The sequence below is a fragment of the Roseofilum sp. Guam genome, from assembly GCF_017746735.1.
Taxonomy (GTDB): Bacteria; Cyanobacteriota; Cyanobacteriia; order Cyanobacteriales; family Desertifilaceae; genus Roseofilum; species Roseofilum reptotaenium.
Map to the genome: position 1 here is coordinate 60,749 of NZ_JAGHZN010000001.1, position 23,081 is coordinate 83,829.

The window sequence follows — 23,081 nt, forward strand, 5'->3', positions numbered from 1 at the left end:
CTCTATTTTTTGACAGGGGGAGAAAAGGGCGAAACTGGGTTTGTCCGATTCCCAATTCCCTATTCCCTATTATTGACTCATACTCATTAATACTTCTTTGGGGGTAATGATGCCGTGGAATTGTCCCTCAGGATTGGTGACAGCGATCGCCATCCCGGAATCCGACAGCGAAAAAGCCGCTTCTAAACAATGGGAATCTTCGATTTTGGGAAAGTCATCGACCATCAGATCGACTAAATTTTGATTGCCGTTGTTCAGAGCATATTCTAGGCGCTGTTTTTGCAGCAACCCTACGGGAACTTTATCTTCATTCACCACATAGAGGTGATTGAGTCCTTGTTTCTTCATCTGTTCTAGAGCAATCTCAATGGCATGTTGATGTCCGTTTAAGGGATTGGTTTTCCGTGCCACTGTACCAATTTTCAGGACTTGAGCGCGATTCACATCCTGCGTAAAGGCACTTACATAGTCATCAATGGGACTTAATACCAAATCTTCAGGAGTTCCCACTTGTACCACTGCACCATCTTTCATGATCGCCACACGATCGCCAATTTTCAGCGCTTCTTGAATATCATGACTAATAAATACAATCGTTTTATGCAATTCAGCTTGCAAGCGAATCAATTCATCTTGCATTTCCCGCCTAATTAAGGGGTCAAGGGCACTAAAAGCTTCATCCATTAGCAAAATTTCTGCATCTGTGGCTAACGCACGAGCTAACCCTACCCGTTGTTGCATTCCTCCACTCAAAGACGAGGGCAAATAATTACGCCACTCTGCTAATCCCACGCGCTCTAAAATCTCTATAGCCTTATGTCGGCGCTCCTTGATTCCCATTCCTTGCACCTTCAACCCATAAGCCACATTTTCTACGACTGTCTTATGGGGAAATAAGCCAAATTTCTGAAACACCATCGCCATTTTAGTGCGACGAATTTCCCGAATTCTCTGTTGACTCGTATGGACGACTTCCTCGCCATCAATGTAAATATTGCCACTGGTGGGTTCAATCAAGCGATTAATGCAACGAACCAGGGTTGATTTCCCCGATCCAGATAATCCCATGATTACAAAGAGTTCCCCGCGATTAATTTTCAAGGAAACATCAGCAATACCCAGAACATGACCGGTTTCCTTCAAGATCATCTCACGGTTTGCCCCCTCTCGGAACCTTTGCAAAGCTCTCGAGGGGTGTTTTCCGTAAATTTTGATTAAATTTTCCAGGTGGATTTTGGTTTCACTCATGATGATTCCAGCATAACATCAACAGCACTCTATAGCTCTTTAACTAGAGCGCTGCTGTATACACTATAAACGACGACTTGGTCTTTCTCGACTTTAGTGGGCGTGCCGTATTGTCAAATAGCCAGGGGCGATCCCATCCTCACGACCTTATTTCCTAGCGTGAAGCACTATATGTCTTTGTACAATTCCATCTTCCTCTTCTGTGCGTCCCCGTCTCACTCCCCATCCTCTGCACCCCTTGAGCTATCCTAGTAGAGTTGCCTATCAACACCTTGTTTAGAGAGCAGAACCGATGAATCCTGAAAATCCCCGCGATCCTAGTCGCCGTCTGCGAGAGAACGAAGAACAACTCAATCGTCCATCTAGCCCATTTAGCTCTGAGGCGATTAAAGGCCTATTGACAAAAATTCAAACATGGTATCAAGGTCTATCGAATACCGGTAAACTGGTGGTCGCTGGTGTGAGTGTAGTGATTGGCTTTGGATTTCTCAATTTGTTCCTGCGCTTGGTCACTACCCTGATTACCTTAGCGGTATTGGGAGGAGCCTTGTACTTAGGTTACAAATTCTTAATTGAATCTGACCCCTCGCAAAATTAAGTTAAAGTGCAAAGAGTTTTGTGTAGGGGAGGAGGCAAGAGGCACGAATGGCAATAGGAAATCGGGAAAATCGGGTTTTCCCCTGTCCTGAACCACCATGTATAGTGTTCTCCAATTAACTTGAATCTATATTGGGGATTTTACAAAATGCACATTGCCTTAACTTGTCACTATTACCCATTACCCATTACCAGAACGTAGCGCTCTATTCAGTTCAAGACTCGACCCTATGGCAAGTTCAACGGCCCCTAAAGAGAGTAACTCTTCTTTCCCTAAGCCCCCCCTTAAACTTCGTCGTCCCCCCTTATCCCTACGACGGTTTAGTGCTTGGGTGGTTGAGGTCTCTATGGTCGTCGTGAGTGCTGCCGTTCCCTATGGCTTGGGGGACTATGCCAAAAATCAAGGGAATCAATCCCCAGTTCCTGTAAATTCCCTGGTGGCTACTGGTCAAGAGACGATCGCCAAAACCTTAGCTCTACAAGTGAGCGATCGCCAAAACCAGGTCTCTCCTCTCACCAACTTGCTCTGGTCAGTTGCCTTTATTGCTCCTGTGGCGGTAGCTGGATGGCAACTTTATCTGCTGGGAACCACCGGCCAAAGTTCCCCCAAACTCTGGTTAGGGGTGCGGGTAATCTCGTTTAATGGCGGCGTTCCCGGTATCGGACGGGCTTTTGTGCGCGAGGCGATCGGGCGTTGGGGACTTCCCATCGGCGTAGCTTACGGCATTTGGCGCTATAGTGGAGCCTTTCCCCAACTAGCCATTCTATTGGGTTTATCTGGTTTAATGTTGACTGTGGAAGTCTTTAGTGGCCTGTTTGACCGCTATTATCGCGCCTTCCATGACCGCATTGCTGGAACCTATCCCATCTCCGAACCCTTACCCATCAGCTACACCAGTTCGGAAGAAGACCCTCCGGGCGCTCTCGCTGTTACGCCTAAAACGGGGAAAGAGCAATCCAGCTTATGGGGTTGGATGCAAAATCATCCCGGCATTACCCTGGTGAGTGCGATCGGGTTAGGCTTGGGTTCTGTTCTAATTGCATTTGTGGGAACCCAAATTTTTATCCAATCCCAAACCACAGTGCGTGAAGGAGATGCTCAGGATAATCAACTGTTCATCGAACTTGTGCAACATCTCGATCCCTCAGTTGCCAATTCTGCCCAAAAACGTCGCGAGGCAGTCTTAGCCATGGGCACACTCAACGACCCCAAAGCCTATCAATTTCTGGTTGATTTATTAGTTCAGGAAACTGACCCCCGCTTAGTCGATGCCATTCAACAGGCTCTCTTTAGCATGGGGCCGGATGCTCTGCCCTATTTACAACGGGCAAATCTAGCTCTGCAAAAGGACATGGAAACCCTTAGTCCAGGGAGTAGCCAAAAACAACAGAACATTATCCGCTTACGTCTGCGGGCGACCAAACAGGCGATCGTAAAAATTCTCACCATTGACCAGGGAAACCCCAAAAATTTTTCTCTCGCGCAAGTCGACTTAGGCAAAACTTCTGCCCCCGTTGCCTTTGTTGCGGCGATGGAAAAAGCAGACCTTTCTGGAATTAATTTTCGTGGGGCAATCTTATCCCAAGCCAGCTTAAAATGGAGCCGATTTTATGGCGCAGGAGAAGACCAACGCTTAGGCACATTTGATGATGAAGTTGCTGATTTAAGCGGTTCAGACTTAAAAGAAGCGGATTTAACCGGCGCAGTCCTCTCCAATGTCACCATTCGCCGTACCAATTTGATTCGCGCTATTTTGAATAAAGCCAATTTAAATGAGGCTCAACTGACTGGCTCAAACCTCAGTAGCGCTCAGTTATCGAGTGCTACACTCGAGTCTGCTTTCTTAGAAACTGCTAGTTTAACTGGAGCCAACTTAAACGATGCTAACTTTTCTTATGCCAACTTACAAGGATCGCGATTAGGACAAGTGCAGGCGATTTCGAGCCAGTTTAAGTTTGCGAATCTCACAGAAACGACTTGGGAAAATGCCAATTTATCCCAAGCCAATTTCAGCAGTGCCCAATTGCAATCAGCAGATTTTACCGAAAGTCAGTTAACGGGTGTGACGTTTAATAGTGCCCAACTACAAAATGCTAATTTTACTGCAGCAGTCTTAGTGGATACTGATTTTCAAGGCGCAAAATTAGCCGGTGCTAACTTCGAGGGTGCGGTTTTTGAACCCATAGTCAAATCACCCAACAAGGATGAATTTATTGAAAAACAATCTCCTGCAACTAAATCTGAGGGATTCGCAGGAGTAGATTTTAGTGAAGTGCAAAATTTAGATGAAAAGCAATTGACGTATCTGTGTTCTCAGGGCGCAATTCATCCCAATTGTGAATAGGGTACATTCATCCAGATAACCTTTAAGTGAGCAATACTCACAAATAGAAACTGAATCAATTCTCTGTTTTAACGGTTAGGACTTGGGGAGGGGTGGCATCGGGGGGATAAATCAAATCTACCTGCACCTGTTGGCGATCGCCGGGAGGCAGGGTTAACTCTAATAAAGCCTCTCCCCGTTGTCCTCGCTGTTGCACTAAATGCATATAACGTTCTGTCGCTTGTCCCTGGGAATTTTGATGCACAATTCGCACCGTTCCCCGGAAGAAGATCCGATCTTCGGGAGGATCTAGAAACATTAATAATCCTTGCGTACCATCATCTTTTAAGGGGGTTTGCAAAGAGATAGTAACCTTTTGTGCTTTCTGAGTATTGTTATAAAGGGGCAAAGTTAAATTATATTCAACCCCATAATTCCCATGGCCAAAATAGGCTGTATCTGGATAGCGGGTTAACATGGGAGCGCTTTGAATTTGCCCTGTACCCAGCCGTCCGCGATGAAGTAAGCTTAGGCCATAGGCGATCGCCCGTCCGGGTTTGGGAATCGTTAAATCCTCAGATTGGGGATTATCGGTTAATGTCGTTGTCCATTGTGAACCCTGGGAAATTCCCGCCACTCGACCATAAATAAACCGAGCGGGGAAGTTGGTGGTTTTATTATCAATGGGAGTCGGTCGTAAATCTCTTGGCCCTGATAAAGTGCCCTTCACCAATAAACTCAGCCATTCTTGCAGGGTTGGCACACGCTCCGTACCATCCGGGTTTTTCGGGGATAGCATCGCTAAATTCGCCACATGAACTGGGCCATCTGTTGCCACCCGCAACAGAGTCGAGCGACCATTGGAGGTTGGAAGCACGGTTCCCGCAGGAATCGGGAGATTCATCAGTTGTTGAACTTCCCCGGGTTGAATCACCGTCACATCTGGCCAATTCCCTTGTTTTCGACCCCGTAAAACATCGCCTACAGCACGACTTCCAGGGCCAGAAAAGATGGTTCCCAAGCGATTATCTACAATTTCGGGTAAGTCGATAAAAATGGCATCGGGGCGAGTTAAATAACTGGCTCCTTCCAACACTCTGAGAGTAATCGGTTGATTCGTTGGATTATAGATTAGAATTCCTTGAAAGAATGACCGAATTTCTGCTTGTGTTCTAGCACGAGAAATATGATGAGCAAAAATATCAAATCTTCCTTCTAAAGGATAATCTAGGTGGGCTTGAGGGTGCTGCATTCCCCGTTTTGGAAATGTGGATAAGAGAATGCCTTCAGTTTTGACCAGTTCGGGACTATTACTATTAAAAACTGGAACCCGATCCAGTTGACCTGATAAGGGACGAACTTCAGTCGGTTGTAAGTATTCAAATTGTGGCAAGGTAGGAAGCTTGGGAATGGTTTCGAGGGGACTCAAGCGCTCTGGAGGAGGGAGAGGGGGAGGTGTGGGAGTAGGAGTCGGTTCAGGGGTAGGTTCAGCAGTCGGTTGAGGAGCGGGATTGATCGGTATAGGAGTCGGTTCAGAAGGCGGAATCGGAATTTGGGAGAAAATCAATAAAGAAACTAATGGCAGCATAGGCTCGCAGTAGGGTTAATTAGGGAAATATCCGAAAGTGTTATCGTTTTTGGCTCATGATCTAGTCACCTCTTCGTTAGATTTGGGAGAATCTAAGCTGCGTGGCTTGAGCCAGCAGAAGGTGACGTACCGATTACCAGTACCTGGCGCTCTACTTAATGTTCTCGGATCTGAATCGAGATCCGGGGAAGTTTCGATCGCCACTGCATGGAACTTTTTCCATTAACCGGATCAACTTTAAACCTATATGATAGAGAAGTTTGAACATTAAGACCAGATCGTGGGATAGAACGCAATGCAACGGATGATAGGACAACCCCAATTTGGATTGGCTCACGGGTTAGCGATCGCCTTAATTTCTGCCACAGTGACGGCCCTCACTGGGTTTAGCCTCCCCGCACAAGCTAACCCCAATTCTCTCTGTCGAGGGAATTTTAGTGGCGGTACGTTAACAGGTGAAGGGACGTGTACCCTTCCGAGTGGAACTCAGTATCAAGGGCAATTAGTAGAGGGCATTTTTCACGGTCAAGGAACCCTACGTTTCCGTAATGGATTTCAATGTCAAGGTACGTTCCGTAATGGTCGTCTGCAAGGGGATGGGGTTTGTTCGTTTGGGCGACAATATCGCTATGAAGGGCAGTTTCAGAATGGTCAGCGTCTGGGTCAAGGAGCGATCGTTTTGAGTACCGGAACCCGTTGTGAAGGGACAATTCAGGATCAACAGTTGAATGGTATAGGAACGTGTGTGTATCAAAATGGCGATCTCTATCAAGGAGCGTTTCGCAATGGTCGTCCTGATGGTCGCGGAGCCTTGAATTTTGCCAATGGGACCCAATGTAGTGGGGCATTTCGGGAAGGCCAACTCAATGGCTTTGGCACTTGTATTTTTTCCAGTGGTAATCGTTATGAGGGTAATTTTCGTAATGGGATGAAACAGGGTTGGGGCATTTTTACTTATACCAATGGCACGAAATTGGAGGGAAATTGGCAAGCTGGAGTGTTGAAAAAGTAGTGCATTAGAAAACTCAGTTTGTTGTAGCGCTCTCTTCGCTCTGAGCATTTTAGCGAAGGCAGCGCAACCACGAACCTAGGGCGATCGCTCAGATATAATCAAACCAGGAGGGTTTAATCCAGTAGATTTCTATGTTCAAAGAGATTACAGTTAGCAATTTTCGATGCTTTAAGGACATCACCATCCCTAACCTAGAGCGAGTCAATTTAATTGGAGGGGTTAATAATGTTGGCAAAACTACCCTGCTAGAGGCGATCGCTCTATCAACCAGCTTGAATTCCCTAGAAACACCCCTAAGATTAAACTTTGACCGGGGGATTGTCCGTCACCCTAATTTTAACATAGAAGAGATTTGTGAGTGGCTATTTTATGAAAAACGATCCGATCGAAATATTAAAATCAAGATAGTCGATCATAAGAATATCAATTTTGACCTGAAATTAAGCTTGGATAAAGCCTCAACACCCAGAATACTACCTTTAAGTTTAAGATCGAATACCCGAAAGTTTTTCAAGGACTTAAAATTAGAGTTTAAACAAAACGATCAACACATGATCTTCACTATTTTTCTGACACTAGACAAAGAAGATATTGGTGAAATGAGGCTAGGTATTGAACAAGAAACTATACCCGAAGAAGCACAAATAGATTTTTTGGATGTTAGTTATTTTATCAGTAGTCGCTTAAAAATATCACCCAGTGAGGATGCCGAAAAGTTTAGCGATCTAGAAGCGATGAATAGACAACAGGAAATTGTCGATATTTTGAGAATCTTAGAGCCAAGGTTAAATCGTTTAGCTATTTTAGTTAATGAGGGAATTCCCATGATTTATGGAGATGTGGGAATGGATTCTTTAATTCCTATTTCCGTAATGGGGGAAGGAATGGGACGACTACTTTCAATTATTCTGTCGATTATGAGTATTAGCGATGGCATCTTGTTAATTGATGAAATTGATAATGGTATTCATTATTCAGTTTTAGAAAAAGTTTGGCAATCTATTGCTCTGACGACTCAAAAGTATAATACCCAAATTTTTGCCACTACCCATAGTCGTGAATGTATTATTGCTGCTCACCAAGCCTTTTCTCAGTCTGAGTCCTATGATTTTCGCTATGTCAGATTAGAACGGGAAAAAGATTCTCCTTTGATTAAATCTTTAGTTTATGACCAAGAGACTCTAGAGACTTCTGTAGATCTAAATCTGGAGATGCGCTAATGAGTCAGACTCACCCAACTGTCAACTTTCACAAGCCACGAGTCATCCTTGGTGAAGGGAAGGATGAACAATTCTTTTTCTCTGGGTTGATTAAGTATTTACAAATTAAAGATATTCAGATCGAGGTTTATGGTGGAAAAGATAATTTAAAGCAGTTTTTAAAAGCTGCTCCTTTAATCCCTGGCTTTTCTAGTGTGGTGGCTTTAGGGATTACCGGTGATGCAGATGCTTCATTTACGTCTAAATCTCAAAGTATCCAACGACAGATTTCTGAATTTCGGGGTTATCCGAATGTCAGCAGTGATTTAAGAATTAACTATTTTATCCTTCCCGATCATCAAAATTCTGGAATGCTAGAAGATTTAGTCTTAAAGACACTCTCCGATAAGGAAATGAGTTGTATTGAAGAGTTTATCAGTTGTATGGAAAGCTCTACAAGTAGAAGAATCCATAATTTTTCTAAGGCTAAAGTTAATGCATGGTTAGCAAGTCAAGATAAACCCGATAGGCGTTTAGGAGAAGCGGCGCAAGCAGGCTATATTGACTGGGAACATTCAGCCTGTGAAAGATTAATTGAATTTGTGCAAATTTTCTGAAATACTCATGGCAGTATGTTGGGTTGCACTTCGTTTAACGCAACATACCCCACAATGCCATTAATGATTAATGATGAATTCCTCAGATTCTCATCGCAATAATTGGCGGATCGTGCTGTTGGCTTGAGAACCATAACCACCACCAAAAAGATTGAAGTGATTGAGAATATGATAGAGATTATAAAGGGTTTTACGGACACTATAACCGGGATTGGGCGGCAAAACTTGATGATAGCCCTGATAAAAAGAGGCAGGAAAACCGCCAAATAATTCAGTCATCGCTAAATCGACTTCGCGATCGCCAATATAAGTGGCTGGATCGAAAATCACCGGTTCTCCAGACACCGTACAAGCCGCGTTTCCCGACCATAAATCCCCATGAACTAAAGAGGGTTGGGGGTGATGATTGGCCAACAGTTCGGGAAGCGCAGCGAACAGTTCCTTCTCTTGGGGAAAATGCCCTCCTCGCCGTTTAGCCAGTCGGAATTGATATCCTAATCGATGCTCCCGATAAAATTCAACCCAATTCGCTGTCCAAGTGTTGATTTGAGGAGTTGAACCAATCGTATTATTGCCATCCCAGCCAAACTCTGGGCGAGGTGGCTTGGCGCTGTGCAAATGCGCCAGTTGTCGCCCCATTTCTTCCCAAGATTTGGACATTCCACCCCCGAATTCTAACCATTCCAAGACAATGTAGGCTGAGTTGCCTGCGACTCCGGTACAAATAGGGGTGGGAACACGAATCGTTTGGGTATCGTGCATTTGTTTTAAACCCAAGGCTTCAGCGTCAAACATTTCGATATCTACAGCGCGATTGAGTTTCACAAAATAGACACGATCCCTTCCCCGAACTTGATACCCTTGATTAATACAACCCCCACCGACCGATCGATGAGATTGAATTTCAAAGGATTGGTTGGTCACTTCACTAATGCGATTGGCAATTAAATTCCACATGGCTTGGTTGGATAATTAACAATCAATAATTATTTTAATTATTAATTGTTAATCGTTAATTATTTAGGTCTTATGGTGACGATACCATAGGCTTCTGGAGAAAGATAGGAGCGGGCAGCCGCTTGCAAATCTTCTAGCTCTAGGGAACGGATGCAAGTCGGATAATTGAGGGCAAGGTTGACATCTTGGAGCATGGCTTGATGATAACCGTACAAGTTAGCGCGATCGCTCGGTGTTTCCGTTCCAAAGACAAATCGGTTTGCCACTTGAGTGCGAATGCGTTGCAGTTCTGACGCTTGCAGATTATGGCTGAGAAAACCAACTTGTTCGGCGATCGCCTCTTCCACTTCGGCTAAATGCTCCGTCGGCAACTGAGCCGCCACATAAAACAACCCTTGGCTATGATACGTTAAATTGGCTGCCATCACGCTAGACACTAACTTCCGCTCTTCTCGCAACTGACGGACTAACCGAGAAGTACGTCCTTGAGAGAGAATCGCACTGAGAATATCAAACGCATAGGTTTTGTCCTGAGCTAAAGCACCCGGAACCCGCCACACCATCACTAACCGTGCTTGTTGCAAACTCGGATCGACAGACTCTCGGCGTTCAATACTTGTAAAAGGCGCTTCGCTTAAGCCATTAAAAGGGGCAGTGTCTGAAAACTGCCCTAATCTTGGTGCAACCGGTTCTGAAGCTTTCAACCGTTCCCCAGATACCGTGAGCGTGCAACTATCAGCCACAATTTGAATCAACTCGTCCACCGGCAAATTCCCTACCACCGCAGCAGTAAAGTTGTGAGGTTGATAATACTGCTGATGAAACTCTCGCATTTGCTCCGGTTTCAGGCTTTCAATCACCTCTTTTGGGCCTAAGACTGGACGACGATAGGGTAAATTTTCAAAGGCTAATTCCATTGCCTTTTGATAAACTCGGCGACGGGGATTATCTTCGGAGCGATGAATTTCTTCAATCACCACTGAGCGTTCCCGTTCAAAGGCTTCATCCGGAATTGTGGCATTGAAGATCACCTCAAACTGTAGGGGGGCTAACTCCATAAAGTCTTGAGGCGCGGTGGTGATATAGAATTGGGTGTAATCTTGGCTCGTCAAGGCGTTGGTAACTGCACCTCGTTCTTCGATCCGGCGCTCAAATTCACCCGGGGGCAGATTAGGGGTTCCTTTGAAGATCATATGCTCTAGGAAGTGAGCCATGCCATTGATGGGGTCTGATTCTACCGCAGAACCGACTGGGAGCCACAGGCTTAAATTCACAGCATCCACAGGCATTTGCTCGGCGACGATGGTGAGTCCATTGTGCAGGTGACGCACCGTGGGAGCGATGCACCGTCCTGGAGTAGCAGACCTAAGCAAGGTTGAAGTCATTGAAGAAAAGTATCACAAGGTACAAGGTTCTTTTTCTATGGTAAACAGTTCTGCCAAAACTGGGATGTATTAACTCATAAGTTTCATGGAAAATTAGCATATGGGCAGGTGGATCAGGCTCTGAGTAGCGATCGCTCCCGGACTCAAGAACGGCTATAATTAAAGCCAAAGCAAGACGTGAGGCTCTGATGAAATGGTAGATAAACCAACAACTCCATTCATTGAAGAAGACTCTCTCTATCTAGAAAGTGATGACTAAAAAGTTTGAGTTTTATCAAACCCATGGAGTAGAGGAGTATTATGCTTACAACCCCAAAGGAAATAGACTGGAAGGGTGGTTGAGAAAAGGGGAAATATTGCAGGAAATCACGCCGATGGAGGGCTGGACAAGTCCCAAGTTGGGCGTAAGTTTGACAACAATTTCAGGAGAGTTACGGTTATTAACCGCAGAGGGCAAGCAGTTAGGAACCTATCTGGATGTGGTGCAAGAGCGCGATCGCGAACGCCTGGAAAAGGAACGGGAGCGACTCGATAAAGAATTGGAGCGCCAAAGAGCAAATGCGGCTGAGTTAGAGCGCGATCGCCTACAGCAACGAGCGAATGATACCCAAGCCACCATTGAACAATTACGCGATCGCCTACAGCAACTGGGAGTCGATCCGGATCAAATCTAGCTAAAGATGGCAATCCTTCACGTCTGAAGTGTCAGCCAACTGTAGGAAACCTCTCAGAATTTGAGATGAGTTACCCCAACCGGCGCGGACGACCTAGGGTAGTGATATAGATGACAGCCTCATCGACAGGAATTCCCAGCACTTCATTGACCTGATCGTCGAAAAAACCACCAATCCCACTGACTCCTAAGCCGAGGTGAATGGCAGCTAGGTTAACCCGTTGTCCAAGATGACCGGCATCCATATGGAGATAACGATAAACGCGATCGCCATATTTAGCTACCGCTTTCCCTAAGTCAGCAGTGTGAACAATAATTGCGGCGGCATCTCGACCTAAATCTTGTCCCAAACACAAATAATGTAGCTCTCGGCGAAAGTTCTTAAATCGAATTTGCCGCAGTTCTTGCGCTCTGGGAGCATAATAATAACATCCTTCTTCTAATCCATTCACTCCAGAAACAGCGAGAAAGGTTTCTAATAAGCTGAGGTCGAAATAGTCCGGAGTGGGATCGAGATACTGGTCTTGATAGTTTTGGGGTTGATACGTAAAGTCTAAAAGCGCCCGTAATTCAGCTAAGGATAGGTCAGCGCCTGTATACGAACGGGTAGAACGACGCTGGAGGATCGTATTTTCTAGGGAAGGGGCTTCCTCTGTAGCCCGAGGGGGCGTACTCCCTAAGTCTCCCAAGTTGAGAGGTCGGCTGGTGGTGGAAACTTTTAAGCAAAAAGGAAAATTGTATTTATCCTCTGAGTCTAGGGGGGTGAGATCGGGTTTGGGAAGAGGGTTGGCAGAGATGCGGGTACTTTGATGCAGGTATTCCAAGAGCTTTCCTTCCGGAAGGGTAGGATAGTCCGTTTGTGTCTCGGAGGGCAGAGCGCTGGGAGGAGACGGTGGAGGAATGTCTGGTTTAGTGTAGGGGACTAGGGGCAGGATGGCGAGGGTTCCTTCTGTTTCCGGATTGAGATAGAGGAGTTCATCGATCAGATCGTCAGTGAATCCACCAATGAGATAGGGACGATATCCATACATCGCTCCAGCGAGTTCAAGGTTGCCTAAGAGATGGCCGCTATCCAGGCAGATTCGGCGGTAGGCGCGGTCTTGATACCGCCAGGAAGAGCGGTAAAAGACGGCAGTTAGGGCGATCGCCACAGAAGTTTGGTTGAGGACAGGATGGTTAAAACAGGCCGTTTTTAAGCCTTCCCAAACTGGGTTCTCCCAATAGTGGAGTAGACTATGGGTTTTGCACTGATAGTTATAGAGACCAGGTTTGAGTAGGGATGTACCTTGGGAGATCAGATAAACTTCGGCTGGATATAATCCTCCCGCAGAAGGAGCTGAACGCAGGTAGAAGGATTCACCCATGAGGGTGGGAACCCTAGCCGTAATGCCATAGCTACACAGGAGGAACCGGGATAAGTTTTGCCAGTCTTGCTCATGGGTATCGGGACTCAGATAGGGCTTGAGGTCAATAGAGGTTCCCAGTTTATACTCTTTGAAGGGAATGGGTTGATCTTCCCAGTTGAGTCCCTGGCTTTTCTGACCAATTGTGTCCGGGTCGTATTTGGTGCGTTGATGATAGTGTTGAGCGATCGAGTGGGAAGGAGAGTTGGGTTGAGACATGGGCCGTTGCAGATGAAGATAATGTTAAACAGAAATGCCTGTTACGTTACAAATCTTAAAAAAAAGTTATGAAACCCTAAAATTCGCACAAAAATAGGGTAGGTTATTTTGGCCATTTAATAAGCATTTTTACTTATCGTTTTAGGACTGCTTGGCATCAAGCAGTAAATCATAGACTGTTTCCAAGATAACAAGCAAAATGGAGAAAATCAGCTCAGAGGCTCTACTCAAACAATATGCACAAGGAAGACGGGATTTTGAAGGAATTGAGGGAGTGCAACTGAACTTGTTTGATGCCGACTTAAGGAAAATTAATTTTCAAGGGAGTAACTTAACTCAAGCTTACCTGCCCTATAGCAATCTAAGTCAAGGGAATTTAGCTGATGTAGATTTAGAAGGGAGCTTATTGAGCGATACTCAACTCCATGGGGCTAATTTATCCCAGGCTCGACTGCGATCGGCAAATTTGTCTCGGGCTAATCTTCGTTATGCCGACTTAAGAGGCGCAGATCTATCCTATGCTAACCTGCAAAATGCAGATTTATCCTATGCCAATCTAGAGAAGGCAAATCTTTACGGGGTTAACCTTCGAGGGGCAAAACTAAAATCGGCTCAATTCCAGCAGGCCAATTTGCAACGATGCGATTTATTTCGATCGCAGGGTGCAGATCTGACAGATGCCATTGTTGATCCAACGACGGTACTACCCGATGGTCATCGTCCCCTAGGGGAAGATCGAGACTCAAATCCAGATTCTTGACGGCAGCTTAAAGGTTGACGATGATTTAGGATAACCAACCAAGACCCATTGTTAATTGTTAATTGATCATGACTTTTGGCGATCGCCAGCAGACTCGGATTCGACACAAGCTCCTTCTTAAGGTACGCCATGATGTCCAGGCGCATTTGAGTCAATCTTTACATCATCAGGTACTCACTGCTTTGAGTAATGAACCAAACCCATTAGGAGTCGGACGGCCGGGGGATATTCAGGTGAAACTGAGTGGTTCACCCACCACCCAATTAGACCCCAGCACCAGCCCCTTTAACCTGTTCGATCAGACGGGAGGCGTTTGGGTCGTGCTCGGCAATATTGGTAGCGGGAAAACCACCACGTTATTAGAATTGGCAGATGAGGCGATTGCCCGCGCTCAAACCTATAACCATCAACCGATTCCCCTACTGTTTGATTTATCCCAATGGTACAAATATACCTTAAGCGCTTGGTTGATTGAGCAAAGTTTCCTCAAGTATGAACTACCTCGTAAAGTTGCGAAGAAATGGTTGTTTCAAGGACAAATTCTCGTCATCTTAGATAATCTAGATACCCTATCGTTTGATCGTCAAAATCAAACCCTACAAGCGATTAAAGAACTCCGAGCCAATACCCAACAGTCTCTCCATCTCATCCTAGGATCAAGAATTGATTCCTATAAGCGCTGTCCTACTCGGCTAAAACTTCAAGGAGCCGTTTGGTTAAAACCGCTCAATCCCACACAGATTAAAGACTATTTATTCCAAGCCAGAAGTCGAGAGCTGTGGCATAGTTTACATGAATACAAGGGACTTATGTCATTAGCTAAAACTCCTCTTTTTTTGAACTTAATGACCCTAGCCGATGAAGAAATTTTAATCCATGCTTGGGCGAGAATTTCTGACTCGGAGCAGCAATATCGCTATCTCTTCAATGCCTATTTACGTCGTTTGTTAGCCCAAGATCTACCTTCTGACGAACGGCAATGGTATCGTTCCGAGCAACGACCCAAACCAGAAGAGACCAAACATTGGTTAATTGCTTTAGCCAAATGGATGCAAAAGGAAAATCGCACCAATTTTGCGAGCGTGGATGTGAATGCTGGCTATTTCCAAGCCCCAGAACAAAATCGGCATTACCAAATTGGAGTGGGTATAGCAACAGCTTTGTTATTTGGCGCAATTTGTGGGGTGATTATTGCTGCTTTAGTTGAAGGATTAGGGTTAGGGTTAATGATGAGCTTAATTCTGGGCACCGTTTTGGCAGGACTGGGGATTCTAATTAGCTTGCCGTCATTGCGGACGTTTATGCTTCGATATCAGCTCTATCGCGAGGATCTGATGCCTTGGGATAATCGGCGCTTTCTGAACTATGCCAGTAGTAAGGGGTTGATTCAAAAAATTGGCGATCGCTATCAATTTCCCCATCAACTGATTCAGGAACATTTTGCCCAAATTGAAGAATTTAAGATCTAAACTTTATCATACTCTCCCTCATTACTCATTACTCTGACTGATGGGCTGAACTACTGGAATCGGTAATTCTTGTCCATAGGCTTGCTCTAATTGTTCAGCGTCTAAGGACTGAATTAAATTCAGTTGTAGGGTTTCTGCACTCAGAGTTTGGGCATAACTGGCACTCAGATAGGGTAAATAAGAGTCATCTTGAGCTAAATAGACTTTCAAGAAGGCTAAACTTAAGCTCTTCATGGCATTAATGCCCACAGTATTATCTCTGGGTTTTTCTTGAGCAGATTCTGTGGCGAAGGGATTATTATTTTCGGTGGGGGCACTGACGGAAAAATGGCTCCCTGGAACCATTAACGCCAAGTATTTTTCTGGGTGTTTCAGCCATAAAAAAGGATAAATTTGTTCAGTCACCACGGGAGTCACTACATCATGACTACTAGCCATTAGTAGGGTAGGCACATCAATTTGACCAATTTGTTCTGGGCCAAAAATCACACTACTAAGAGGATAAACAGCGATCGCCGCTCGAACACGAGGATCGTGTAACTGTTGCTCATCCCTATTGACCTCATTAGCTCGACATTGCAAGAGTACCGATACATTTAACATGGGATTATCCAACGTACATTCCTGGCGCATACGTTCTCGATTTAACTCTGCTCCAGCTAAGGATAATGCTGTTGTTGCGCCCAAGGAGTGACCTAAGATGCCGACATTTTCCACATTAATGCCTTGCGACCAAGTCACTCCTTCAGCTTGTAATTTTTCCAACTCATCTAATAAAAGTTTAATATCATAGGGGCGATCGACAAATTCATTGGGATAAATCTCTGTATTCAACAGCCCTTCTAAGAGAGCTTGTCGATACGCTAAATTAGAACCAATATGTTCAGGAATAGCAACCGCAAATCCATAGGAGGCAAGATATTGAGCTAAGTAAACAAAATTGCTCCGTGTCGAGCCAAATCCATGGGAAATGACAATTAAAGGGACCGCTTGATCTTGATTTTCCGGTAAATAGAGATCGATATCTGACTCTAAAAAATCTCGGGTTTTGACAATTAAATTCTGTTCGCGAACCCTGAAGGGGCCAAGTTTCAGGATATCCGGTAGACTCTCAGCAATCGGATTTAAAGTCGCCTCTGTCTTTGCTTGTTCAATAATCGTTTGTACCGTAGAATCTCGATACTGAAAAAACGTGCTTAATAGGTTCTGCAATTCAAAAACCACACCAGTATTAATCCGAATCCCTTGACTGGGAAAATAACGCATAATGTTGACTAACGTTAATCCTTCTGGATCATCGGCAGCTAAGATTAAGGCAGATCTGAGCGCATAAAACCCATTTTGACGCTTTTGAGTTTGTACCAAATATCCTAAGCGTTTCAAAACTTCTTCTCCCATAGCAGTATAAGTCATCTGAGAAACTGCTACCGGACTTAAATTAAACTTTTGTTGTAGTAATAATTGTAACTCTTGAAGATCTTCGGGTTCCAGAAATTGGGCATAAAACTTGAAATCTGGGGTAATTTCTCCCGTTTTCGCAAACGTATCGAGAGCATCTACCGACATCGCAAATTCTAAAGGACCATAGGTAAAATACATCTTCTCTGCACTTCTGGCTGGTCTTTGTGACCAGGGAAATAAACTTAATGCCAATAGAAATAATCCATAGATAGTTCTCATTAGGACTGACTTGATCTTCATGGCTTCCTCCTCAACACCATTCAATGATATGCTAAAGTGCTTTAAGTGTCATAAAGTAAATAACCTTCGTATAATAGGGTTATGAATCATTTTCACATCCGAGAAGCCCAGACTTCTGATATTCAAGCGATTGCCGATCTTCATAGTTCCCAAGCTCGTACTCAGATCCGTGATGCTAGTGGGGGTTTCTTACTGGCAGAAGTTACTCAGGAGCAAGTTCATGAGCATATGAAGCAGGGAACTCGTTATTTTTTAGCCACTTTAGCACCAGAGGAGCAAGCAGAAATTGTGGGCTTGGTGGCGCTTTCGCAACCCCAAATTACACCCCAGATCTTGGAAACGATTCGCTGGACAGGAGAAGATTATAGCGATCGCCTCATGAGCGATCGCCATTACTACATCCAAGTCTTAGTCACTAAACCAGGTTGGACAGGAAAAGGAGTTGCCCAGTCTCTGTATCGGTTTCTCTATAAAACTCTTCCCGGTTCAGTCTTATCGGGGTTTATTGTCACCCAACCCATTACCAATCATCGTTCACTCAACTTCCATCATCAGCAAGGGTTCTCAATTATTGGAGTGATCGATGATGAAGAGTTTCTGAATCTCAAATCTTGTCAAAGAACAATCATTTACCGCGAAATTTAAAGCGATTAAAATCGATTAAGTAATGCAACATATTAAGCTACTTCAGTTATTTTGGACAACTTCCATTGCCGCTGAACTTGAATACCGCCTGAATTTTGCCATTGCCACCCTCACCAGTCTTGGTAATCTTGTTGGTGGAATCTTTGGACTGTTTTTATTTTACCGAACTGGCTATACATTTGACGGTTGGTCATGGGAACGAGCTTTATTGGTGATGGGATTTTTTACCCTGCTGCAAGGCATTTCTAATGCCTTTCTTGCACCTAATCTCAATCGCATCGTAGACCAGGTGGAAAAAGGAACCCTAGATTTTGTGCTGCTCAAACCCATTAGCACCCAATTTTGGCTCTCGACACGGATGATTTCCCCTTGGGGATTACCCGATGTAGCTTTCGGCTTAGGGGTTATTCTCTATGCGGGGAATCGGCTTAATTTAGTTATCTCTGACTTCATTTTAGGCTTATTTCCCCTATTTTTCGGTATTTTAATTCTTTATAGCCTGTGGTTTCTTCTAGGTACAACTAGCGTCTGGTTTGTCAAGATTTATAATATTACAGAAGTACTCAGAGCACTTTTAGATGCTGGACGCTATCCAGTTATCGCTTATCCCGTTGCCTATCGGGTTTTCTTTACCTTTGTCGTTCCTGTTGCCTTTTTAACGACTGTTCCCGCCCAAGCACTGTTAGGAGAGATCAACATAACGTGGTTCATCGGTTCTTTACTGCTGGCGATCGCCTTATTAATCCTATCCAATGCCTTCTGGAAATTCGCTTTACGTTACTATACCAGTGCCTCTAGTTAAATCAAAAATTAAAAATTAAAAGTTATTCCTGGAATGGTAGCATACCTAAGTTGTCTGCATGGAATCATCTTTTCTAATTTTATGTTCTCATTTGCTGGAAAACGGCCCACTAATCTAGGCGTTAAAGAAGGAAAACTTGCCCCTTGTCCATCTTCTCCCAATTGTGTTTGTAGCCAATGTGAAACCACAGATACTCAACATTATATTCAACCATTCTCCTATGCGGGCACTCCCTCAGAAGCTCTGAATAAACTGAAATCAATTATCCAGAAAATGCCCCGAACTGCCATGATTACTGAATCAGAGAATTATCTTTATGCTGAGTTTACCAGCCAGCTTATGGGATATGTCGATGATGTGGAATTTTATCTGGATCAAACAGCCCAAGTTATCCAGGTGAGATCGGCTTCTCGGTTAGGTCAATCAGATTTAGGAGTCAACCGCAAACGTATCGAAGAGATTCGCAGCTTGTTTGCTTAAAGCTCAATCACACTTGAGGCCATTTCTGTTTAACCTGAACCATCCATCGATCCTTGGGAGACAAGGGGCTGAGGGCCCCTTGTTAAGGGTATATCTCTCCCATTACCCATTATCGTTACCCATTATCAGCGCGTAGCGCTATAGAGCGCACTACGAGACTCTTGTGTAACGCTCCCAGTTAAGACTCCCCGTTGGAGTTGGTAAAAGGCTTGAACATCTTCAATTCCGTAGTGCGTACATTGGAGAAGATATCGAAGCTGCTCTTCAGTCGTGCGTGAGAGATATCCAGTCATCAGGGTTTGCTTGACAAGATCGCGAATCAAAATCATGGGACGGAACTCCTAGAGAACACCAAAACCTGGAAAGCTTAATGAGGCCTTCATTAGATCTCTCAGAAAAATCCCTAGGATTTTATGCAAAACTGGCAGTAATTGTAACAAAACGTAATATTGAGCTATTAAAATGTAAATTTTTGTAAAGTCTGCATAAAAACCGCCCGAAAAAACTGAGAACCCTATAGAGGTGTCATGCAGCACCTTATCCTTAGAGGTTCTCTCATTAGTACGGAAGGCATGGCAGAGTTACCAGACTTAACAGAGTTAGACCAAACGTTGAAACCCTTGGCGATCGCCGCCAAACAACATCCTCCTGGAAGCCTGTACCGGAAGCAGCTTTTGGAACAACTAATCCGGACTCTGATCGACTCCAATCAACTAGCCAGACCCAGGCGTAATCAATTTAAGAACCACTATGCAGAGATTTATGCAGAAGCTAAACAGCAACTGTTTTACCATCTTTGCCACCGGATTGATGATTACGATCCGGATAAAGGTGAAGTCTTGCAATGGGCAAACTATCTCTTAGAAAAACGATTTTTCATTGAAGCTTCTCGTTGGGTTTTGCAAAGCATTCCTAGGGGCGTGCAAAGACTCAGCATTGATGACTTAGAAAAACAGTTTAATCAAGCCGAAAATCCCGTCACTTTAGAACAAATCTATCCAGAACGAATGCCCTTAGTCTCGGAACAGGTGATTGCATCGATTCGTGTCGATCCAGACGGACTCTTTCAGAAGACGCACGTGATGGGAAAACCCTCTGCTAATTTTCAATTTTTAGCCCTGAGAATAATTGAAGGTTACTCCTGGCAAGAAACGGCCGATCAATTGGGAATTCCCCTAGCAACGCTAAATCGGTTTTATCATCGGTGTTTAGCTAAGTTTTCTGACCAAATTCAAACCTACATTTTGTCCCAACCTATCCCCAACTCAAACGATGATGAAAACTAATCCTACGATCGCAATTCCCTTAACCCTGACTGCCCATGAACAGGCATCCATATGCTCCCAAAATCAAGCCGATCCCCGTAAGGCGAAACAGGTCTATCTGAATACATTAGCAATTCAGGCAGTGAAAACTTACTTACAATGGTTTGATCTTGCTCCTAATTGGGAAGCCTCTGACAGTAGTAACCTGATTTTACAATCACTTTCTAATAGTGCTGACTTATGGATTGAGGGCAAAGGTCGGGTCGAATGTCGTCCCGTTTTACCGGGAGAATCTCGGTGTGTTATTCCTCCAGATACTTGGGGCGAGCGCCTAGCCTATATTGCCATTCAACTCAACTCAGACCTCACGGAAGCTACACTTATCGGATATCTACCTCATGTCTATTACTCAGAAGTCCCATTAACTGAATTTTATCCCCTGGATACCCTTTTGGAACACTTGTATCCTGTAATGCTCACCCAATGGTTAGATAATATTGTTGAATCCGGTTGGCGCACTTGGAGGGAATTATGCTCAACCTCTGAACCCCAACTGGCCTTAAATTTTAGAAGTCCCAGTGCTACCGCTTCTGCCCCTACCCTCTGTGAACGGGGAAAAAAGCTACAATTAGACCCCAAAGGTAAGCCAATCGGATTATTCATGGGTATTCATCCGATGGCGAATGAAGAATTTGATATTTCTGTTCAAGTCTATCCCCTGGGAAGCCAATCTCATTTACCCTCAGACCTGCAACTATCCATTTTAGACGATCAAGATGAGGTCGTCATGCAAGCCTCTTCTCGAAGGACGAAATCTATGCAACTCGATTTTAGCGCTGAACGTGGCGATCGCTTTTCAGTCAAGGTTGCCCTTGGGGATATTAGTCTGACCGAATGGTTTATGATTTAGATCGAGTGCTAGACCCTGGAAAAAGTAATGGGTGATCAGGAATGGGGGTAATGGGAGGTAGTCAGTCCAAAACAGTGGGACGTTTAGGAAAAGGTTTAACGATGCTTTTCCCATTACCCATTACCGATTGCCTTTCTGCCGCGCGTGTCATGTCGGCGAATCGGAAAGTGCTGTATTACCTCGTGAGTTGACCTATGACTGAAGAAACCACTTGTGTGATTGAAACCTGGGATTTGAGTAAGGTTTACCGGACGGGGTTTTGGTTAAACCAGAAAATTCAATCCCTCAAATCTTGCTCTCTGAAGGTGTATCCTGGCGAAACTTTTGGTTTACTCGGCCCCAATGGTGCAGGCAAAACGACACTACTGAAGACATTACTGGGAATTGTACAGCCTAGTTCTGGACGGGGCGTTCTGTTGGGTCGTCCGTTAGGCGATCGCCACATCAAGCAACGGATCGGCTATTTGCCTGAAAACGCCTACTATTACGATTATCTCACGGGTTGGGAATTTTTGCACTTCACCGCTGGTTTATTTCAAATCCCCACAACAGTTACTCGCTCCCGTATCCCCGAACTCTTAGAGCAAGTTGGATTAGATATTAAAACGGCAAAAAATAAACAACTGCGCCAATATTCCAAGGGAATGAAACAGCGCATTGGGTTTGCCCAAGCCTTAATTAACGATCCAGAAGTCGTCTTTCTCGATGAACCCATGTCCGGGTTAGATCCCATCGGCCGCTATCAGATTCGTGAAATTATTGTATCTCTGAAAAAACAAGGCAAAACCCTGTTCTTTAACTCCCATATTTTATCGGATGTGGAACAGGTGTGCGATCGCATCGCCATTTTATCTCAAGGTGACTTAATTTGTTGTGGTTCATTAGATGAATTATTAGGTCACGTGCAATCCTACCAAGCACGAGGCAAAGGAGGATCGTTAGAAGTCATTAAGCGCTGGATTCCCCATCTCTCGTTCGATCGCGGCTGTTGGACAGGTGAAGTTCAAGGCAATCCCTATGATTTTATTGCCAGTTTACGGTTAATGGATGCCGAATTACTGGAATTAAAGTTAGCGCGTCAGTCCTTAGAAGAATTTTTCCAATCAAAAATTGGAGCGCTACGCGCTGGTAATGAGTAATAGGATTTATCATTGAGAAGATAGTGAGTAAACACAGTGTTATGGTACTCAGTGCAGATGCCTTGAGCTTTCAAGAATTTATGAATCGTGAGTCTTTTCCATTAGCAACATTACAGGGTGCAGTATTTGATTTTTTACGAGATCGTCAAGATGTAGTTGTTTTTGGAGCGCAGGCAGTGAATGCGTATGTAGGTGAGCCTCGGATGACTCAGGACATTGATATGTTGTCTCCACAAGCAGCAGAACTGGCAGAGGAATTACGCAAATATTTGAGCGATCGCTTTTACATTGCTGTTCGGGTACGAAAGGTAAAGGAAGGGCAAGGCTATCGCTTATACCAAGTGCAGAAGGCTGGAAACCGCCATTTGGTTGATATTCGGCAGGTGGAAGTCTTACCAGCTCACCGTTGTATTGAACAAGTATTAGTCATGGCTCCCGTGGAGTTGGTGGTAAGTAAGGTTATTTCTTACCATCAGCGACGAGGTAAGCCCAAGGCGGGGACAGACTGGCGAGATTTGGCATTGTTGTTGTTGACCTTTCCAGAATTGAAGGTGGAGTTGGGAGATGTTTTAGAGGGGTTAATGGCAGTAGGTGTTGATGAGTCAGTGGTGTCATTGTGGCGAGAAATGGTGAATATGAAGATTGAGGCAGAAGATGAAGATGATGAGTTTTAGCACAGCAATCCCAT

At 44.5% G+C, this 23,081-nt stretch carries 22 protein-coding genes; 15 read left to right on the top strand and 7 right to left on the bottom strand.

All coding sequences use genetic code 11. The features are described from left to right. Window positions 1-69: 69 nt before the first annotated feature. Window positions 70-1,248, bottom strand: a complete 1,179-nt coding sequence (locus J7529_RS00215; protein ID WP_318727327.1) for a glycine betaine/L-proline ABC transporter ATP-binding protein — start codon at window positions 1,246-1,248, stop codon at window positions 70-72. Between the two features lie 292 nt (window positions 1,249-1,540). Between J7529_RS00215 and J7529_RS00220 the strand changes: the two genes are divergently transcribed. Together J7529_RS00220 and J7529_RS00225 are read left to right on the top strand one after the other, a co-directional pair. Continuing rightward, window positions 1,541-1,846, top strand: coding sequence for a hypothetical protein (locus tag J7529_RS00220; protein WP_318727328.1), 306 nt, complete (start codon window positions 1,541-1,543; stop codon window positions 1,844-1,846). Between the two features lie 229 nt (window positions 1,847-2,075). Further along, window positions 2,076-4,190, top strand: a complete 2,115-nt coding sequence (locus tag J7529_RS00225; RefSeq protein ID WP_318727329.1) for a pentapeptide repeat-containing protein — start codon at window positions 2,076-2,078, stop codon at window positions 4,188-4,190. 55 nt (window positions 4,191-4,245) lie between these two features. Here J7529_RS00225 and J7529_RS00230 read toward each other — a convergent pair whose 3' ends face one another. Then, complete coding sequence (locus J7529_RS00230) at window positions 4,246-5,757, bottom strand: DUF3370 domain-containing protein (RefSeq protein ID WP_318727330.1); 1,512 nt, start codon at window positions 5,755-5,757, stop codon at window positions 4,246-4,248. Between the two features lie 295 nt (window positions 5,758-6,052). Here J7529_RS00230 and J7529_RS00235 point away from each other — a divergent pair, with 295 nt between their 5' ends. From J7529_RS00235 to J7529_RS00245, 3 genes are all read left to right on the top strand, one after another. After that, window positions 6,053-6,769, top strand: a complete 717-nt coding sequence (locus tag J7529_RS00235) for a hypothetical protein (RefSeq protein ID WP_318727331.1) — start codon at window positions 6,053-6,055, stop codon at window positions 6,767-6,769. A gap of 131 nt (window positions 6,770-6,900) precedes the next feature. Beyond that, the gene (locus J7529_RS00240; RefSeq protein ID WP_318727332.1) at window positions 6,901-7,989 is read left to right on the top strand and encodes an AAA family ATPase; all 1,089 of its coding nucleotides are present in this window, start codon (window positions 6,901-6,903) and stop codon (window positions 7,987-7,989) included. Continuing rightward, window positions 7,989-8,585 (top strand): DUF3226 domain-containing protein, encoded by a 597-nt coding sequence (locus tag J7529_RS00245; protein ID WP_318727333.1) that lies wholly within the window; start codon window positions 7,989-7,991, stop codon window positions 8,583-8,585. The genes J7529_RS00240 and J7529_RS00245 overlap by 1 nt, the downstream gene beginning before the upstream one ends. A gap of 90 nt (window positions 8,586-8,675) precedes the next feature. On the opposite strand, the gene J7529_RS00250 is transcribed toward J7529_RS00245, so the two are convergent. Together J7529_RS00250 and J7529_RS00255 are read right to left on the bottom strand one after the other, a co-directional pair. Beyond that, window positions 8,676-9,542: a fructosamine kinase family protein gene (locus J7529_RS00250; protein ID WP_318727334.1), complete on the bottom strand. Its 867-nt coding sequence runs from the start codon at window positions 9,540-9,542 to the stop codon at window positions 8,676-8,678. 59 nt (window positions 9,543-9,601) lie between these two features. After that, window positions 9,602-10,927 (bottom strand): M16 family metallopeptidase, encoded by a 1,326-nt coding sequence (locus J7529_RS00255; protein ID WP_271937514.1) that lies wholly within the window; start codon window positions 10,925-10,927, stop codon window positions 9,602-9,604. A gap of 251 nt (window positions 10,928-11,178) precedes the next feature. On the opposite strand from J7529_RS00255, the gene J7529_RS00260 reads away from it, so the two are divergent. After that, window positions 11,179-11,601, top strand: coding sequence for a hypothetical protein (locus tag J7529_RS00260; RefSeq protein WP_318727335.1), 423 nt, complete (start codon window positions 11,179-11,181; stop codon window positions 11,599-11,601). A gap of 70 nt (window positions 11,602-11,671) precedes the next feature. Here the strand turns inward: J7529_RS00260 and J7529_RS00265 are convergent, their stop codons facing one another. Further along, window positions 11,672-13,222 (bottom strand): SagB/ThcOx family dehydrogenase, encoded by a 1,551-nt coding sequence (locus tag J7529_RS00265; RefSeq protein WP_271937509.1) that lies wholly within the window; start codon window positions 13,220-13,222, stop codon window positions 11,672-11,674. Window positions 13,223-13,421: 199 nt separating this feature from the next. Here J7529_RS00265 and J7529_RS00270 point away from each other — a divergent pair, with 199 nt between their 5' ends. Both J7529_RS00270 and J7529_RS00275 read left to right on the top strand, forming a co-directional pair. Then, window positions 13,422-13,982 (top strand): pentapeptide repeat-containing protein, encoded by a 561-nt coding sequence (locus tag J7529_RS00270; RefSeq protein ID WP_271937508.1) that lies wholly within the window; start codon window positions 13,422-13,424, stop codon window positions 13,980-13,982. A 68-nt stretch (window positions 13,983-14,050) separates the two neighbouring features. Next, on the top strand, window positions 14,051-15,451 hold the full coding sequence (locus tag J7529_RS00275) for an NACHT domain-containing protein (RefSeq protein WP_271937593.1): 1,401 nt from the start codon (window positions 14,051-14,053) through the stop codon (window positions 15,449-15,451). A gap of 21 nt (window positions 15,452-15,472) precedes the next feature. Here J7529_RS00275 and J7529_RS00280 read toward each other — a convergent pair whose 3' ends face one another. After that, window positions 15,473-17,152 carry an alpha/beta hydrolase gene (locus J7529_RS00280; protein WP_318727336.1) on the bottom strand — a complete coding sequence of 560 codons (1,680 nt, stop codon included), beginning with the start codon at window positions 17,150-17,152 and terminating at the stop codon, window positions 15,473-15,475. An 81-nt stretch (window positions 17,153-17,233) separates the two neighbouring features. Between J7529_RS00280 and J7529_RS00285 the strand changes: the two genes are divergently transcribed. From J7529_RS00285 to J7529_RS00295, 3 genes are all read left to right on the top strand, one after another. Further along, on the top strand, window positions 17,234-17,797 hold the full coding sequence (locus J7529_RS00285) for a GNAT family N-acetyltransferase (protein WP_318727337.1): 564 nt from the start codon (window positions 17,234-17,236) through the stop codon (window positions 17,795-17,797). Window positions 17,798-17,819: 22 nt separating this feature from the next. Then, window positions 17,820-18,599: an ABC transporter permease gene (locus J7529_RS00290; protein ID WP_271937505.1), complete on the top strand. Its 780-nt coding sequence runs from the start codon at window positions 17,820-17,822 to the stop codon at window positions 18,597-18,599. Window positions 18,600-18,680: 81 nt separating this feature from the next. Further along, window positions 18,681-19,079: a DUF1499 domain-containing protein gene (locus J7529_RS00295; protein WP_318727338.1), complete on the top strand. Its 399-nt coding sequence runs from the start codon at window positions 18,681-18,683 to the stop codon at window positions 19,077-19,079. Window positions 19,080-19,204: 125 nt separating this feature from the next. Here J7529_RS00295 and J7529_RS00300 read toward each other — a convergent pair whose 3' ends face one another. After that, entirely contained in the window at window positions 19,205-19,408 is a 204-nt protein-coding gene (locus J7529_RS00300) for a hypothetical protein (protein ID WP_271937502.1), read from the bottom strand. A 198-nt stretch (window positions 19,409-19,606) separates the two neighbouring features. Here J7529_RS00300 and J7529_RS00305 point away from each other — a divergent pair, with 198 nt between their 5' ends. From J7529_RS00305 to J7529_RS00320, 4 genes are all read left to right on the top strand, one after another. Continuing rightward, window positions 19,607-20,365, top strand: a complete 759-nt coding sequence (locus J7529_RS00305; protein WP_271937501.1) for a sigma-70 family RNA polymerase sigma factor — start codon at window positions 19,607-19,609, stop codon at window positions 20,363-20,365. After that, a complete protein-coding gene (locus J7529_RS00310; RefSeq protein WP_318727339.1) occupies window positions 20,352-21,254 on the top strand; it encodes a DUF1822 family protein in 903 nt (300 codons plus the stop codon). The genes J7529_RS00305 and J7529_RS00310 overlap by 14 nt, the downstream gene beginning before the upstream one ends. Before the next feature lie 194 nt (window positions 21,255-21,448). Then, entirely contained in the window at window positions 21,449-22,393 is a 945-nt protein-coding gene (locus tag J7529_RS00315) for an ABC transporter ATP-binding protein (RefSeq protein WP_318727340.1), read from the top strand. A 23-nt stretch (window positions 22,394-22,416) separates the two neighbouring features. Then, the gene (locus J7529_RS00320) at window positions 22,417-23,067 is read left to right on the top strand and encodes a nucleotidyl transferase AbiEii/AbiGii toxin family protein (RefSeq protein WP_318727341.1); all 651 of its coding nucleotides are present in this window, start codon (window positions 22,417-22,419) and stop codon (window positions 23,065-23,067) included. Window positions 23,068-23,081: the final 14 nt, after the last annotated feature.